We start from the raw sequence: 16,816 nt of genomic DNA, 5'->3' as shown, positions 1-16,816 counted from the left end.
GCCGACATATGCCGTGTCAGTTTTGGCCCGTGGGTCGCATGCGCGCGCGCAGAGCGCGGCGTGCGGCCATCATGTCGCCCGCTGCGGCGGGCTGGACCGCATCCGGCGTGGGCGAGGGGGCAGCGGCCACCGGTGCAGGGGTCGCGGGCGTGGCCCGTGTTCCGCCCAGATGCGCGGCCAGATCACGCAGCACCGGGAACCGGAAGATGTCCGTGATCGAACTGCGCGTTACTGCCAGCTCGTCCCGGATCGTCCGGTGCAGCTGCACCGCCAGCAGCGAGTGCCCACCCAGTTGGAAGAAGTTGTCATCCGCGCGAACCTCGGGCAGGCCCAGGATGCGGGCCATGATCTGGCCGATCCGCGATTGCAGGTCGTTGACCTCGGGCGCCGGGGCGGGGACCGGCGTGGCGGCCGCAACGGGCGGTGGTGCCGGCGGTGCGACCCGGGCCGCGGGCGGCGCGGCATCGGCCGCCGCCAGCGCCTTGCGGTCGATCTTGCGGTTGGGGGTCAGCGGCATCTCCGGCAGGACATGGATCTGCAGCGGCACCATGAAATCGGGCAGCTCGCGCGACAGCGCCGCGCGCAGCGCCGCGCCGTCCAGCCCTTCTCCGGTGGCATAGCCGATCAGTTGCCGATCGCCCGGACCCTGGCCCTTGGCGACGACCGCCACGTCGCGGACGCCGGGCAGGCGGGCCAACCGGGTCTCGATCTCTCCCAGTTCGATGCGATAGCCGCGCAGCTTGACCTGCTGGTCGATGCGACCCAGGAACCGCAGGCGCCCGGTGCTGTCGCGACTGCACAGATCGCCGGTCCGGTACAGACGTCCCTGGTCGGTCTGCGGAAACGCCGCATCGGTCTGCGCCTGACGGTTCCAGTAGCCGCGGGTGACGCCCGCCCCGCCGATCCACAATTCTCCCGCCACGCCGTCGGCGACCGCCTCTCCCTGCGGGTCGCGCAGGTGCAGGCTGGTGGCGGCGATGGGGTCACCCAACCAGACATCGTCGGCCTGCGTGCCCAGATCGGCGACCGCCGACCAGATCGTCGTTTCGGTCGGGCCGTACATGTTCAGGACGCGCGCAGATCCGTTCCGTCGCAGATCGGCCAGCAGGCCCTGGCTCAGGGCCTCTCCGCCCAGGGCGATGGTCTTCAGCCCCGCCATCGCGGCACGCGACGGTGCGTCCTCCAGCAGCAGGCGCGCCATCGACGGGGTGGCCTGCAGGTGCGTGACCTTGTGCCGCGTGATCTGGGCCGCGATGCCGTAATCGGCGACCTCGGTCGTGACCGGATTCACGCGGTCATGCAGCACCGCCAGATGCCGCAGGCTGTCCAGCACCATCGACGGGGCGATGCCATAGTCGATCAGGCAGGCGATCTCGGTCACGCCGATCTTGCGCAGGGCCGCGATCCGCGCCTCGGCATCGTCCACGGTCCCGAACAGGCCGCTGTCATTGAAATAGCGCAGGAAGGCGAAATCGAGGATGCCCTCCATCTCGTCCGGGTCCAGGTTCGACAGGTCCAGGGACATCGCGTCGGTGACGCCCGCGGGCTTCTTGAAGGCCGGGAAGGCCCAGGCATATTGCTTGACCAGCGCGGCGGCGGCGCGAAGGTATTCCTTCATCGGCTCGCGCGCGGTCTCCATCGCGGCCTCGCGCGTGTCGGCCAGATAACTGTGCAGCATCAGCGTGACGGTGAAATCCGCCGGATCGTGACCCGCCTCACGCAGGGCTGCGTGATATTCCGGGATGCGGGCGGCGATGTCGTCCATGCTCTGACCCAGAAGATGGGTCAGCACGTTCGCGCCAAGCCGCCCGGCCTCGCGCCAGGTCTCGGGGTTGCCCGCGGTGGTCACCCAGATGGGCAGTTCCGCCGATACCGGCCGGGGCTGGGACACGACGGCAAAGGGGGTGCCGTCGGCGCGCGGAAACTCGACCGCCTCGCCGCGCCACAGCCGGCGGACTTGGTCGATGGTCTGCAGCATCGCGGGCTTGTTGGCGGGCGGCGTGTTCTGCGGGCGCAGCACGAAATCGTCCGGCTGCCAGCCGGAGGCCACGGCGATGCCGCAGCGCCCATTGGTCAGGTTGTCGATGACCGCCCATTCCTCGGCGATGCGGGCAGGGTGGTGGAGGGGGCCGACGCACGACCCTGCGCGGACCGCGATGTTCTGCGTGACCGCCGCCACCGCCGCCCCGGTGACCGAGGGGTTCGGATAGGGGCCGCCGAAGGCGTGGAAGTGCCGCTCGGGCGTCCAGACGGCGACGAAGCCGTGGCGGTCGGCGAATTTCGCGCCCTCCAGCAGCAGTTCGTATTTCTTGGGGCCCGCCCCGTCGTCATTGCCCCAGTAGTACAGCGACATCTGCATGCCCTTGCGGCTGCCGGTGGCAGGCTCCGCCGTGGCACCCCCCAGAAGATCGCCTGCGATGACGACCTTCCAGCCACGGGTCAGCGTCCAGAAGATCTCCAGCACGGAAATGTCGAAGGACAGGCTGGTGACCGCCAGCCAGGTGCCCGGTTCGGGGGCATCTAGCGACCGGTCCATGCCGGCGAAGAAGTTCACCACGTTGCGGTGTTCGACCATCACCCCCTTGGGCGTCCCGGTCGAGCCGGAGGTATAGATCAGATAGGCCAGGTCCTGGCCCGATGCGGGACGGGGGTCCGCCTCCGGTCCGTTGGCGTCCAGCGGCAGCACGCGCGCCTGATGCGCTGGCAGGCGCGACAGGATCGCCGGGTCGGCCAAGACCACCGGCGCACCGCTGTCGGCGATGTAATGCTGCAGCCGGTCGGCCGGATAGTCCGGATCCAGCGGCACATAGGCGCCGCCCGCCTTCAGGATCGCCAGCGCACCGACGACCAGTCCCAGCCCGCGCGGGGCGAACAGGCCCACGGGCACGCCGGGGCCGACGCCCATCGCCGCCAACTGTCGTGCCAGGTGGGACGCGCGCTGGTCCAGCTGGGCATAGCTCAGCCTCTCTCCGCGAAAGATCAGCGCGTCCGCATCGGGGCGTCGGGCGACCTGTGCGGCGAACGCGTCCTGGATCGTCGCAGGCGCGTCCGGGCCCGCATCGCGGTCGTCGCGGGCCACGGTCGCCATGGCATGGGCCGGCAGGGTCGGCGCCTTGTCCAGCGGCAGGGACGGATCGGCCGCGGCCAGCGCCTCGGCCACGTTGGCGATGGCGCGCCATGCGGCCTGCGACAGGCGCGTGCGGTCCCACCAGACTTGCACGCGCGACTGCTCGCCCTCCTCGAGCGCCACGCAGATCGCGGCGCCGGTCGGCGCGTCCTGCGGTCCCGCGGCCAGGATCAGGCCGGGTGTCCCCGGACGCCCCAGTTCCGGCGCGCGGGCGATCAGGTCGGCCAGCACCGGCGCCCGGTCCAGCAGCGCGCGGCGATCGCGGTCAAGGGCTGCGGCCAGCGCCTGCAGCGTCTCGCCATCGGCATCGACGGGCAGCGGGCGGAACCCCAGCATGTGGTCGCGCACGCCGTCCGGCAGATGCGGCGCCAGCCCGATGTCGAAGGCCGACGATCCCGTCATCCGGACCAGCGCGCCCACCAGCGCGGCCAGGACCGCCGCGGCGGGAAGCGGGCGGGGCAGCGTCAGGCCGTCGGCCTGCCATTCCGCGGGCGCGTCCGACAGCGCGGCTTCGGGAACGACCACAGGGGCAAGACGCGCCATGCGCTTGCGCCAGAACGGCTCGTCCCGGGCGGCGTCGCGGATGGCCGCATCCAGGGCCGGATCGGCGGGGCCGGTCGGCAGCCGGTCGCCCACGGACAGCCCATGCGCCACGGCCTGCCCGTCCGTGCCGTGCAGGCCCGACAGGCGCAGCGCGCCGCCCTGTGCCATGGCGACCAGAATATCGTGGTCGCGGACCTCCAGCACCTGTCCGGGCTGGGCCGACGGGTTGCCCTGCGCGGGTTCCGCCCCGCCCACCAGCAGGATGCCACGACCGGTCCGCAGGCGCGGGCGCAGCATCGGGTTCCAGTAGGGGCCGTGGTCCAGCGCACGGACCAGCCGCGCCTGGCTGTCGGCATCCTGCGCCGGGTCCAGCGTCGCCGCATGCGCAGGGCGGTCGATCCGCATGTGGCGTTTCACCGGCGCATGGGGCTGAGCCGAGCCCTGATCGTCGCCCCGTTCCAGCATGTCGATCAGCTGGGGCAGGCTGCTCAGCGCTGCTTCCCAGCAGCGGGCGTTCAGGGTCAGGGCGGTGTCATCGGGTGCGATCTGGACCGGCACGCGCAGCAGGACCGGACCTTCGTCCACGCCGCCGCTGATGCGGTGCCAAGTGATCGCGTGGCTTTGCGCCCCCTCCAGCAGCGCCCAGATCGGGGCGTTCAGCCCGGCCCGTTCGGGCAGCGGACCGTCATGGAAATTGACCGCCCCCCGCCGCGCCAGTGCCAGCGTCTGCGCCGGAATGACGGTCAGGTTCGCCACGCTGAGGATATAATCGCATTCCGCCACAGGACCCACCGGCAGGCCCTGCGCCCGCGCCGCCGCAGCCAGGGCCGGATCCTCGACCGTGAACGAGCGCAGGACATGGCCGCGCCCGGTCAGGATCCGCGCCGCCTCCAGCGCAAGCGAGGCGTTGCCGATCAATGCGAAATCAAGCTGGGTCACGGTCTGTCTCCGGGTCGGAAAATCTGTCGGGGTCGGCTTGGAGCCAGCGCGTGGCGGATCAGCGCGCGCGCCTGCCCCTTGGGCATGGTCTGGTCTTCGCGGCGGATCGCGCGCAGGCGCCGCACGGTCAGGCCGGCCAGATGGGCCAGCACCGCCGCGACGGCATAGGCGCGGCCGTGGTTCTTGCGGAAGTAATGCTCGCGCGAGGCGAACCAGTAATCGGGCGGCAGGGTCCATTCCCGCATGCCCGTGCTGACCGACCCGATATGCATCACGCGGGCATCCGGCAGGTAATGCGTGGGCCAGCCCGCCTTTGCGGCGCGCAGGCACAGGTCGGTTTCCTCGAAATAGAGGAAATATGCCTCGTCAAAGCCGCCGATCGCGTCCAGGACGTCGCGGCGGATCATCAGCGCCGCACCGGCGGCCCAGTCCACCGGCGCGGCGACGGGCGGCATCGGCATGGTGACGACATGGCGCGCCAGCAGGCGTGAGATCGGCCCGGTGCGGGCCGCGTCCTCCAGCTCGCTGGCGGCGGTCGGGAAGCGGAAATGCGTGGTGTGGTGGTTGCCGTGCTCGCCCACGACCCGGCACCCCAGCAGGCCGATGGCCGGATGCGCCAGCATGTGCGCCCGCATCCGCGCGATCGTGTCGGGTTCCAGGAATGCATCCGAGTTCACGATCAGCACCAGATCGCAGGGTCGATCCGTCGGCACGCGCAGCGCGGCATTGTTGCCCGCACCGAAGCCGCCGTTATGGCCCGACTGCAGCACCCGCAGGCGGCCGCCTGCGGTCCAGCCGCGGTCGGCGGCCTCCCGGCTCATCTCCTCGAAGCTGCCATCGCCGGAATCGTTGTCGATCACCGAGATGACGCCCTCGATCCCCTCCATCGCGATGACGGCGGCCTCGGCCGAGCGCAGAGACATCTGCGCGCTGCGCCAGTTCAGGATGATCACATGCACGGCGCCCACGCTCATTCCGCGGCCCTCCGGAGGTCAGCCTTGTCGCCCTCTGCCAGATCCTTGCGCATCCGGTCGGCCAGCACCCTGACGCAGGGCTCCAGCACCATCGAATCGTGGTCCCCGGGTACCTCGACGACGGTCAGCTCCGGCATCCAGGGCGACCACAGGTTGTCCTCGAAGACGTATTCGCGCGCGGTGCTGACATGCATTCCGCCCGACACCTTGAACTGCCGGTCCAGCCGCGGCCGGTACAGGGTCACCGGACCATCCCAGACCCGCATCTCGAACTGCGGCAGCGCGCCTAGGAAGGCGGCATGGATGGCGGCGTTGTGGAAGCCCGCGGAATCCGCCTGCGGCAGCTGCTGGCGACGCGACCGTTCGTAGGCCAGCCGTTCCCGCAGCCAACGCGACAGGAAGCCCGGCCCCTCGCGGCGGATCTCGGCGGCCCGGATCATCAGGCGGTCCTTGCGCGTCAGGGTCGGGCGCATGGGCACGGGCGTGTCCAGCATGACCAGGCGCGCCACGCTCTCTCCGTCGGCCTGCAGCTGACGCGCGATCTCCAGCGCGGTCAGGCCGCCGCCGGAAAAGCCCGCGACCAGATAGGGGCCCTGCGGCTGGATCTGGCGGATCTCCTCGATGCAGCTGGTTGCGGCCTCGGCCAAGGTCGCATGCGGGGCGGCATCGCCGAACAGGCCGCGCGCTTGCAGGCCCCAGACCGGACGGTCGGGTGACAGGCGCTGCGCCAGCGCGCGCAGGTTCAGCACGTTGCCGAACATGCCCGCGACGATGAACAGCGGGGTCCCCCCGCCCGCGGCGCCCTGGCTCATCGGCACCAGATGGGTGAAGCTGGCGGTCTGCGCCTGTGCCAGCGGCACGACCTGACCGGGGCTGCTGTCGGGGCGCGGACCGATCCGCGCCTCGATCAGGGCGGCCAGGGCCGCGACGTTCGGGGCCTCGAACAGCGTCGCCAGCGGCAGGTCGATCGCATAGGCCTTGCGGATCATCGCGAACAGCCGCACCGCGATCAGCGAATGGCCGCCAAGGTCGAAGAACCCGTCATCGACGCCCACCTGCTGCACGCCCAGCAGGTCGCGGAAGAACCCCGCGATGCTGCGTTCCAGATCGGTTCGCGGTTCGACATAGTCGCTGTCCAGGTCCGGACGCTCGAAGCTGGTGCTGGCGCCGGCGGCGCGGGCGCGGCTGCTGCGGGTCTCCTGCGCGATCAGTTGCGGCAGGTCCATGCTGGAGATGGCGATCTGCGGCAGCCCGGCCTGCAGCGCCTGTTCCAGAAGCGCGGGCCCGCGGCCGGGGGGAATGCCCTGCGCGACCATGCGCGCCAGACGCTCTTGTCCGGGGCGGGTGGGCTGCGCCATCTCGGGACCGCGCGCGGCCAGGCGCACCGCGGGGGCGGCGTCCAGGCGGCGCAGGGTCAACCCCTCGACCTCGACCAGAACGCGGCCCTGCGCATCGGTCAGCGTCACGTCGAAGCTGGCATAGCCGTCGGATGCGTTGGCCAGCCTGACAAGGCTGGTGACGGCGGCCGGCAGGGGCGCATGCATGGTCAGCGCCCGATAGGACAGCGGCACCCACAGCTGCGCCCGGTCATAGCCGGGGATCAGGTCCATCGCCCAGCCCGTCGCAATATCCATCAGCGCCGGGTGCAGGATGAACCCACGGTCCAGATCGGCCAGGGCGGCATCGGGCAGGCGCAGCTGCGCCAAGCCCTGGCCGTCGCCCATCCAGGTCGCCTGCAGGACGCGCCACCGCGGACCAAAGGCCATCTGACCCTCCTGCGCGGATTCCAGGGCATGGCCCACGGGCGCACGGTCGACCCGCATGCCCGCCGTCAGCGCCAGAATGTCCAGCGGTGCGCGTGCAGGTTCGGCGGCGGTGATAGCGCCCTCGGCCACGGCGACGGGCCCCTGGCCGAAATCGGCCTCGACCAGGAAGCCGGTGGTCTCCTGTCCCTGGGTCAGCGTCACGCGGAAATCGCGGGTGCCGCCATCCTCGACCGTCAGCGGGTCCAGGAAGGTCAGGTCGCGCAAGGCCCAAGGTGCATGCCGACCCGCCGCCTGCAGCGCCTGCGCCGCCAGTTCGATGGTCCCCGTGCCGGGCAGCAGCGCCACGCCGTCGCGGGTCCGGTGTTCGGCGATGATCCAGTCAGAGGCCGACAGCCTGCCGCCGAAGCGGTCGACCGCACCCTGGCGCGCATGCGTGGACAGCAGGGGCTGATCGACGGGCATCGGCGCGGGGTCGTCGCGGCGCCCCGTCAGCGCGTCGGCGGCCATGCCGATATCGGCCCAGACCCCCCAGTTCAGCGACACCACCTGGCCAAAGGCCGCGATCCCGGCTCCCGCGACGGCGTTCAGATATTCGTTGGCGGCGACATAGTCGACCTGTCCCGCAGCCGCGATCTCGGTCGAGGTCGACGAGAACAGCACGGTGCGCTGGACCGGATGCGCCGCCAGCACCATCGCCAGGTTGCGCGTGCCGTGGACCTTGGGGGCCAGCACGTCCTCGATCCCGGCGGTGGACTTGGCCAGCATCGGCGCATCGTCGACGACGCCCGCGGCATGGATCAGGTCGGTGATCGGACCCAGCCTGCCGCGCAGCGCGGCCACGGCGCGCGACAACGCCTCGGCGTCGGTGACGTCCGCGGCCTCGACCGCGATGCTCGCCCCGGCCGCGCGCAGGTCGCGCAGGGCGGCCATCTGACGGGCCTGACGATGGTCGGGATCGGCGGCGATGCGGGCGTCCCATTCGTCCTCGGGCGGCAGGGGCCGCCGCGTCAGCAGCGCCACCGCCGCGCCCTGCGCGCTGATGTGGCGCGCCAGGGTCAGGGCGATGCCGCCCAGGCCGCCGGTGATCAGCACCGTCCGCCCCGGACCGAATGTCGGCGAGGCGTCCGGCGCGGGCAGCGCGGCGGGCACCAGATGGCGCGCCAAGCGGCGACCGTCGCGCCATGCAGCGCGGGCCGGGGGCGCAGGGTCCAGCAGATCCTCGACCAAGCGTTGGGCCAGTGCGGTCTGATCGCCGCGCGTCTGCACGTCGATGCTGCGCGCCGACAGCCACGGGAATTCGCGCATGCCGACGGCCAGGGGGCCCAGAATGGTGGCCTTTTCGGGGGCCTCGATCTTTTCGACCCCCACCCGCACGGCGTCCGAGGTGATGGCGACAAAGTCGATCTCTTGCCCGCCGCCCTCGTTCGCCAAAGCCCGGATCAGGTGCAGCGCAGTGTTAAAGCCCTGTTCCAGATGGCGATGGAACGCGCTGAAGCCCGCCCGCGCGCCTTGCCGCCCGGCATCGGGCACCAGCCAGAAGCTGACGATCCGCTGCGGCAGCCGGTTCTGCGCCACCAGCGCGGCTATCAGCAGTTCGAAATCCGATGCGCCATTCTCGGGCGCGACGATGAAGTCGGATTCCCCCGTCTGCGCGAAACAGTCGCCCGGGCGCAGCCAGATCACCTCGTGCCCGGCATCGCGCAGCTGCGTGCCCACGCGGGTCGCCAATCCGGTCTCGTCTGCCAGGATAAGCCAACGTTCTGCCGCGGCCTGCGGACGGCCATCGGCGCCCAGTTCGATGTCTGGGGCCGACAGCCGCCAGGACGGTCGCCATGCCCAGCCCTGCGATTCCGGGATGGCCAGCGGCGCGTCGTCGGTCGTGGCATAGGATGCGTCGGACGATGCCGGTTCGATGAAGTAACGCTTGCTTTGGAACACATAGCCCGGCAGCGGCACACGGCGGCGACCCTCGCCCCAGATCGGCGACCAGTCCAGCGCCAGCCCGGTGGCCGAAAGCCGCGCGAACGCGTTCAGGAAGAAGGCGTCATCCTCGATTGCGTGGTCGGGATGGCGCAGGGTGCTGATCACCCGGTCGGGTGCTGCGCCATTGGCCTGCGCTAGGGCAGACATGGCGCGGCCGGGGCCGACCTCGACGAACAGGCGCGCGGGATCCTCGCGCAGCGTGGCGATGCAGCCCGCGAAATCGACATGGTGGCGCAGGTGATCGACCCAATAGCGCAGGTCGGTGGCCTGAGCGTCCGTCATCCAGGTGCCGGTGCGGTTCGACAAGATCGGGATGCTTGGCGCGGACAGCGGGATGCTGCGCAGGAAGGCCTCGAATTCCGGCAGGATCGGTTCCAGCATCCGCGAATGGGCGGCGATGTCGATCGCCACGCGCTGACAGTCGATGCCGCGCGCGACCAGCGTCGCCTGCAGCGCGTCGATCCGGTCGCGGGGGCCGGACACCACCGACAGGCCGGGGGCGTTGTCGCAGGCCAGATCCAGGTCGTCGCCCGCCTCGGCCATCAGCTCTGCCGCGGGCAGCGGCACGCTGAGCATGCCCCCCGGCGCGATGCGGTCGAACAGGCGTCCGCGCAGTTCCACCAGCGCGATGCAGTCGTCGAACCCGATCACCCCCGACAGGCAGGCGGCGGTGTTCTCGCCCATCGAATGACCGGCCAGCGCCTGCGGGACGACACCCCAGCTGATCCACAGCTGCGCCAGCGCGTATTCGACGATCATGATCAGCGGAAGCTGGACCGACGGGCGGTTCAACGCCTCGGTCGCCGCCTGTTCCTGGCCCGGTTCGGGCAGCCACAGCGCCCTGGGGTCGCGGTCGGTCAGGCGTTCCAGCACGGCAAGGCCGCGGTCCATCCAGTCGCGGAAGACCGGCTCGGTCTCGTACAGGCCGCGCGCCATGTGGATCGATTGTGCGCCGCCGCCGGGGAACAGGAAGGCGGGCTTGGGCGCCGCCGTCATCCGGTCGTGGTTGAAGACCCGGCGGGTGTTGCCGGTCTCCAGCAGCTCGGCCGCCTCGGTCGCATCGGCGGCGACCAGCACGCGGCGCTTGTCGAACAGCTTGCGCCCCTGTTGCAGGGTGAACCCCACATCGGCCAGGTTGGCGCCGGGGTGGGCGCGCAGCCACGCCGCCAGCGCCGCCGCGTTGGCATCCAGCGCGGCGCGGGTGCGACCCGACACGATCAGCGGCTGGACCGGCCAGTCGGAGGGTTCCGAGGGCGGGGCAGGGGGCGCCTCCTCGACCACGACATGCGCGTTTGTGCCGCCCACGCCAAGCGAGTTCACCGCCGCCCGGCCCGGGCGGTCCGGGTGCGCGGGCCAAGGCTCGCGAGTGGCGACGACGTGGAAGGGGGTCGAATCAAAATCGATCACCGGGTTCGGCGCCTCGTATCCCAGGCTGGGCGGGATTTCGCGGTGATGCAGCGACAGGGCGACCTTGATCAGACCGGCAGTGCCGGCGGCGGTGTCGGTATGGCCGATATTCGTCTTGACCGAGCCGATGCCGGTCCGACCGCCCCCCTGGCCCAGGGCAAAGGCCTCGGCCAGGGCCGCAACCTCGATCGGGTCGCCCAGGCTGGTGCCCGTTCCATGGCATTCGACGTAGTCGATGGTGGAGGGGTCGACGCCCGCGATCAGATGCGCCTCGGCCATGGCGGCCGCCTGCCCCTCGACCGAGGGGGCCAGATAGCCGGCCTTGGCCGAACCGTCGTTGTTGATCGCGCTGCCCCGGATCACCGCCCAGATGTGGTCGCCGTCCGCGATCGCATCCGACAGGCGGCGCAGCAGCACGACCGCCGCGCCGCTGCCGAAGACGGTGCCCTGGCTGCGGTGATCGAAGGCGCGGCAATGACCGTCCGGCGACAGGATTTCGTTCGGTTTGTAGATATATCCCCGACCCTGCGGCAGCTCGATCGTGACGCCGCCGGCAAGCGCCGCGTCGCAATCGCCCGCCAGCAGCGCCTGGCATGCAGAATGGACCGCCACCAGCGAGGTGGAACAGGCCGTCTGCACGGATACGCTTGGCCCGCGCAGGTCGAAGATGTGGCTGACCCGGGTGGACAGGAAATCCTTGTCGTTGCCGGTATGGCGCAGCAGGAACATGCCCGTTTCCTCGACCAGGTCGCGGTTCGAGCAGATGTTGACGGAAAAGTAGCTGCCCATCCCGCAGCCCGCCCAGACCCCGACCATGCCCAGGCTGTCGGGCCGGTGCCCGGCATGGTCCAGCGCATGCCAGCAGGTCTCCAGGAACTTGCGGTGCTGGGGGTCCATCACCGCGGCATCCTTGGGGCTGAGGCCGAAGAACTCGGCATCGAAATGATCGAACCCGTCCAGCCGGGCGGCAAAGGGGACGTAATTGGGATGGCTGATCCGTGATTCCGTCTCTCCGGCCGCGCGCAGCTCCTCCGGCGTCAGATGGATGATCGATTCGACCCCGTCGCGCAGGTTCTGCCAGTACTGCCGGGGGTCGGACGCGCCGGGAAGATCGACACCAAAGCCCACGATGGCGATGTCACGCATGTTGATCGGCGTATCGGTCAAGCCCGTCTTCCTTGTTCTTCCGGATTACAACCCTGCGCTGAGCGCGGTCCGCAATCCACCACTGAAACCTTACAATGGGATGATTATCAAAGCTGACGGAATGTTGCATGGGAATTTACGCTAATTCCTGTGGATTCACGTCATCGTTCCCCTTAAGCGTGACGTTCAAGCTGGGAGAAGACATGGGCAACAGTCTGTCGCTGATCATGTTGGCAGCGTGGCCGGCCGTGGCGGCGATGCTGTTCTCGCGGCTGACGCCCCGACAGGCGCTCATCTGGGTGCCGCTGCTGGGATACCTGCTGCTGCCGCCGGTGGTGGGGATCGACCTGCCGATTCTGCCGACCCTGGACAAACATGCGATCCCGTCCCTGTGCGCGATGCTGGGTGCGGTGATGCTGCGCGATCGCTTTCCGATGCCCTGGATCCGGCTGGAGGGCTGGGTCGTCATCCTGACCGTCCTGGCGATGGTCACCCCGACCCTGACGGTGGCCACCAATCCCGAACCGCTGATCGAGGGGATCACCTATCGTCCCGGCCTGGGTCTGTTCGACGCGCTCAACGGCACGATCAACACCGTGCTGACATTGCTGCCCTTCCTGCTGGGGTATCTGGTCCTGTCGTCAACCGACGGCATCCGGGCCTGGATGGTGGCGCTGACGCTGGCGACCTTGGCCTATTCCCTGCCGATGCTGCTGGAGATTCGGGTCAGCCCGCAGCTGAACGTCTGGATCTACGGCTTTTTCGCGCATGATTTCAGCCAGACTATCCGCTATGGCGGCTTCCGCCCGATGGTCTTCCTGGAACACGGCCTGTGGGTCGCGATCCTGGTCGTGACCGCTGTCATCTGCGCCGCGGTGGCGTTGCGCGACGGGAATGCGCAGGCGCGGACCCGCAATATGGCCGTCCTGGCCTATCTTCTGGTGGTTCTGGTGCTGTGCAAAAGCGCGGCATCGATCATCTACGGAATGCTTCTGGTGCCGCTGGTGCTGATGACGCCGCCCCGCCTGCAGGTCGGCATCGCCGCGGCGCTGGCCGCGGTGGTGATGGCCTATCCGCTGGCGCTGTGGCTGGGTGTGATGCCCACCGACGCGATTCGCGACTTTGCCTTGTCGATGGATGCCGAACGGGGCCGGTCGCTGGAGTTCCGTTTCATGAACGAACAGGTGCTGCTGGACCGCGCCTCGCAGAAGCCGCTGGCGGGCTGGGGCGGATGGGGCCGCAACCTTGAGATCGATCCGATCTCGGGAGAGTACACCAGCGTCAGCGACGGATACTGGGTGGTGGTGATGACCATCAGCGGCATTCTTGGCTATCTGTCGATCTTCGGCCTGCTGTGCGGTTCGGTGATCCGGCTGTGGCTGGCGACGCGGTCCGGTCCGGTCGACCGCTGGACCGCCGGCCTGGCCCTGATCATGGCGGCAAGCCTGGTGGACCTGATCCCCAATGCGACCGTCACTCCTCTGACCTGGATGAGCGCGGGTGCCCTGGCGGGGCTGGCGGCCCGCGGCATGCCCGTCGGAGCCAGACAGGCCGCCCCGGCCCCCGCCGCGCGGCGGGCGATGAAGACGGTGATCGGATGACCGGGCGCGCGCATTCCCCTGTCGCCCCGATGCGGGTCGCGGAACCGCGTGGCGCATCTGCGGCATCCGGCCCCCGGCCATTCAAACCCCTGACAATCGAGGGCACGTGGACGAACTTCTGAACAGATCCTGGGACGTGATCATCGTCGGCGCCGGCCTGGGCGGTGGCCTCTGCGGTCGTGCCTTGGCCGAGGCGGGCCTTTCGGTGCTGTTCGTCGAAAAGGGGTCCACCGGCCCCCGCCTGGCCGAGAACGGCCAGGAATGCGGCTATGACGACCCGTTCGCGCGGCAGATGTTCGGCTGCTGGCCGGTGCCGGTGGAATCGACGGTGGACGGTGCCACGTCGGTTGGCTGGGGCGCGCAGGGTGTGGGCGTCGGCGGCACCTCGGTCTTCTATGCCGCAGCCATGGAACAGCCCGAACGCCACGACATGGAATCCGTCCCCGACCTGCCGCATCCGACGGGCGGCTGGCCGGTGGGCTATGATGAATTCGCGCCTTGGTACGACCGTGCGCGCGACGTGATGGCCGTCAACGGCAGCCAGGACCCGTTGGGCGAACCGGCAGCGCCCCTGGCGGCCCCGCGCCCGCTGGCCGCGCGGGACGAAGCCTTGGGCCAGGCGCTGGAGAGGGCAGGGCTGCACCCCTATCGCGCGCACCTTGGCATCCGCCAGCTGGAGGGATGTCGCGAGTGCATCGGCCGCAAGTGCCCCCGCGACTGCAAGATGGACGGTCGGTCGGCGGGCGTCCTGCCCGCCCTTGCCACGGGGCGCGCCGCGGTGCTGGACGGCACTGATGCCCTGTCGCTGCAGGGTGATGCCGGGACGGTCACGCACCTGCGCGTCCGCCGCGACGGAGTCGAGCATCTGCTGTCAGCGCGGGCCTTCGTGCTTGCCGGGGGCAGCCTGTCGTCGCCGCGCCTGCTGTTGGCCTCCAGCACCCAGTACTGGCCCGACGGCTGCGGCAATTCCAGCGGCCTGGTGGGTCGGGGCCTGATGTTCCACATCAACGAACGCATCGCCATCTGGCCCCCGCGAAACGCGCCCGTCAGCTCGCCCGGACCGCTCAAGACCTTTTCGCTGCGTGACCTGTACCGGGACGGGCCCGATCGGATGGGGCTGTTCCAGTCCCTGGGCCTGCCCGCCGATTACGGAAACATCCTCTACGTGCTGCGTCAGCGGTATCAGGCCTCGCCCTTCAGACACCTGCGCATCGGTCATGAGCTGCTGCGCCTGCCCGCGCTGACCGCGGCCAAGCTTCTGGGAGATGCCCGCGTCTTTGCCGGGATCATCGAGGACCTGCCGGACGAGAACAACCGCGTCCGGCACGACCCCGCGCGGCCCGACACGATCATCTACGAATACCGCATGTCCGGAGAGCTTCTGGCCCGTCGCCTGCGGTTCCGCAAACTGCTCAAGCGGCGCCTGCGCGGGGTCCGATCCCTGTGGCTCAGCCATGCGCCCGAACTGAACATCGCGCATCCCTGCGGCACCCTGCGCTTTTCGGACGATCCGCGCCGGGGCGTCCTGGACAGCGATTGCAAGGCGCATGATCTGGACAACCTGTTCGTCGCCGATGCCAGCTTCATGCCCAGTTCGACCGGGGTGAACCCTGGCATGACCATCGTGGCGAACGCCTTGCGGGTGGCCGATGCGATGGCCCGGCGGCTGAAGGCCGCGCCATGAGCGGGGTCGCCGTCATCACCGGCAGCAGCACGGATTTGGGTCAGGCCATTGCGCGTCACCTGGCGGCGCATGGGATGACGGTGCGGGGCGTATCCCGCCACCCGCGCCCGGCCGAGGGGCTGTTCCAGACGATGCAGGGCGACGTCACCGACGCCCAGGCCATGCGCGACCTGGCGCAGAGGATCGAGGGCGAACTTGGTCCGGTCACCATTCTGATCCATGCCGCGGCGATCCATCGCCGCGAGGATTTCCTGTCCGCCCGGGCCGAGGATGTGTGCCATCAGGTGCAGGTGAACCTGTGCGGGCGCATCAACGTGACGGCCGCGTTCCTGCCCGGCATGGTCGCGCAGGGGCGCGGCCGCATCATCAACATTGCCCGCCCGGTGCCGCGTCCCCCGTTGCCCGGCAACCTGGGGTTCGCTGTCGCAAAGGCCGGGGCAGACATCCTGACCCGGGCCCTGTCGGTCGAGGTCGGCGGCCGTCTGCCCGGCATCGTCGCGACCGAGTGGGTGCCAGACCTTGATCCCGCACATGGCCCCGATCAGGCCGCAGGACTGGGCGCGGCGTTGGCGTTGAACGATGATCCGGCCCTGCACGGCGCGACCGTCCTGGGGGATCGCCAGATCCTGCCGGGCCGATCGCTGCGGCGCCGTGTCCTGGACCTGCTGTTGCTGAAACCCGCCGCCAGACCAATCGTCCTGGCCCCGGAACCGACCAGCCTGAAAGAGACGACATGAAGCACATCCTGTATTCCGCCCTTGCCGCCCTTGGCCTGTCCGTGCCCGCGCCTGTTACAGCCGAACCCGTACCCGAACGTGACAGCGCCCGTGTGTTCGTCTTCGGCAACAGCCTGATCCATCACCTGACCGACACGGACGAGACGACCGTCCCCCATTGGCTGGCCGTGATGGCCCGGCACGACGGGCGCGATCTGGCGCTGGACGGACGCTTCGGCTTTCCGCGCGAATTCGCGGCGGAACTGCCGCCGGTTCCGAACTGGTCGTTCGATGCGGTCACCCCCGCCTGGAATCCGGATCAGCCCTTTGCCTCGGCGCGGTTCGACACGATCATCCTGAACCCCGAGAATTTCATTCAATACGGCCGTGCGGACAAGCGCTATCCGGGCGACAACCCCGACCGCCAGTCCCCTTATGGCGCAACAGTCACCGTCCTGGACTGGGTCGTGCAGAACACCGATGCGCCGCGCATCCTGATCTACGAAGGGTGGGCCGACCTGCATCCCTTTGCCGATGATTTCCCGCCCGAACCGGCCGAGATGCAGCGGTATTACCGCCACGCGCAGAACGGCTATGCCCGCTGGTACGACGACTATGTCGCGCGGCTTGCGGGGGTGCGTCCCGATGCCGACATCAGCCTGCTGCCGGTCGGTCGCGTGATGGCACGCCTGCTGTCCGAGGCGCCGCTGTCGGCCATCGCGCCCGATGCGCTGTTTTCCGACCTGTCCCCCCACGGGACCGAGACGATCTATCTGCTGGCGGCGATGATCACCTACGCCGATCTCTATGGCGCACGGCCGCCGTCGGGACTGGCGCTGCCCGACACGATTAATCCCGACTTTGCCGCCGCGTATGAGGATACGGCCGACAGAATCTGGGACATCATGCAGACCGGGCGGCACTGACGAC

7 protein-coding genes are annotated in these 16,816 nt (G+C 69.7%); 4 read left to right on the top strand and 3 right to left on the bottom strand.

Annotated elements, in window-relative coordinates; translation table 11 throughout:
* Nucleotides 1-16 precede the first annotated feature (16 nt).
* From EOJ32_RS16635 to EOJ32_RS16625, 3 genes are read right to left on the bottom strand one after another with little or no spacing between them, the layout of a single operon-like run.
* On the bottom strand, nt 17-4,609 hold the full coding sequence (locus tag EOJ32_RS16635) for a MupA/Atu3671 family FMN-dependent luciferase-like monooxygenase (protein WP_127899508.1): 4,593 nt from the start codon (nt 4,607-4,609) through the stop codon (nt 17-19).
* Nucleotides 4,606-5,583 carry a glycosyltransferase family 2 protein gene (locus tag EOJ32_RS16630; RefSeq protein ID WP_127899507.1) on the bottom strand — a complete coding sequence of 326 codons (978 nt, stop codon included), beginning with the start codon at nt 5,581-5,583 and terminating at the stop codon, nt 4,606-4,608. Before EOJ32_RS16630 ends, EOJ32_RS16635 begins: the two co-directional genes overlap by 4 nt.
* Complete coding sequence (locus EOJ32_RS16625) at nt 5,580-11,906, bottom strand: SDR family NAD(P)-dependent oxidoreductase (protein WP_371706176.1); 6,327 nt, start codon at nt 11,904-11,906, stop codon at nt 5,580-5,582. The genes EOJ32_RS16630 and EOJ32_RS16625 overlap by 4 nt, the downstream gene beginning before the upstream one ends.
* Nucleotides 11,907-12,088: 182 nt before the next feature.
* Here EOJ32_RS16625 and EOJ32_RS16620 point away from each other — a divergent pair, with 182 nt between their 5' ends.
* From EOJ32_RS16620 to EOJ32_RS16605, 4 genes are all read left to right on the top strand, one after another.
* On the top strand, nt 12,089-13,486 hold the full coding sequence (locus EOJ32_RS16620; RefSeq protein ID WP_127899506.1) for a hypothetical protein: 1,398 nt from the start codon (nt 12,089-12,091) through the stop codon (nt 13,484-13,486).
* Between the two features lie 106 nt (nt 13,487-13,592).
* Nucleotides 13,593-15,170 (top strand): GMC oxidoreductase, encoded by a 1,578-nt coding sequence (locus tag EOJ32_RS16615; RefSeq protein ID WP_127899505.1) that lies wholly within the window; start codon nt 13,593-13,595, stop codon nt 15,168-15,170.
* Nucleotides 15,167-15,907 carry an SDR family NAD(P)-dependent oxidoreductase gene (locus EOJ32_RS16610; protein ID WP_127899504.1) on the top strand — a complete coding sequence of 247 codons (741 nt, stop codon included), beginning with the start codon at nt 15,167-15,169 and terminating at the stop codon, nt 15,905-15,907. Before EOJ32_RS16615 ends, EOJ32_RS16610 begins: the two co-directional genes overlap by 4 nt.
* The gene (locus EOJ32_RS16605) at nt 15,904-16,812 is read left to right on the top strand and encodes a T9SS C-terminal target domain-containing protein (RefSeq protein ID WP_127899503.1); all 909 of its coding nucleotides are present in this window, start codon (nt 15,904-15,906) and stop codon (nt 16,810-16,812) included. Before EOJ32_RS16610 ends, EOJ32_RS16605 begins: the two co-directional genes overlap by 4 nt.
* Nucleotides 16,813-16,816: the final 4 nt, after the last annotated feature.

Origin of the sequence: Paracoccus sp. Arc7-R13 (assembly GCF_004010775.1) — a bacterium.
Classification (GTDB): domain Bacteria; phylum Pseudomonadota; class Alphaproteobacteria; order Rhodobacterales; family Rhodobacteraceae; genus Paracoccus; species Paracoccus marcusii.
Note: the sequence above shows the minus strand (reverse complement) of the source record. Positions and strands in the feature narration are given on the sequence as shown.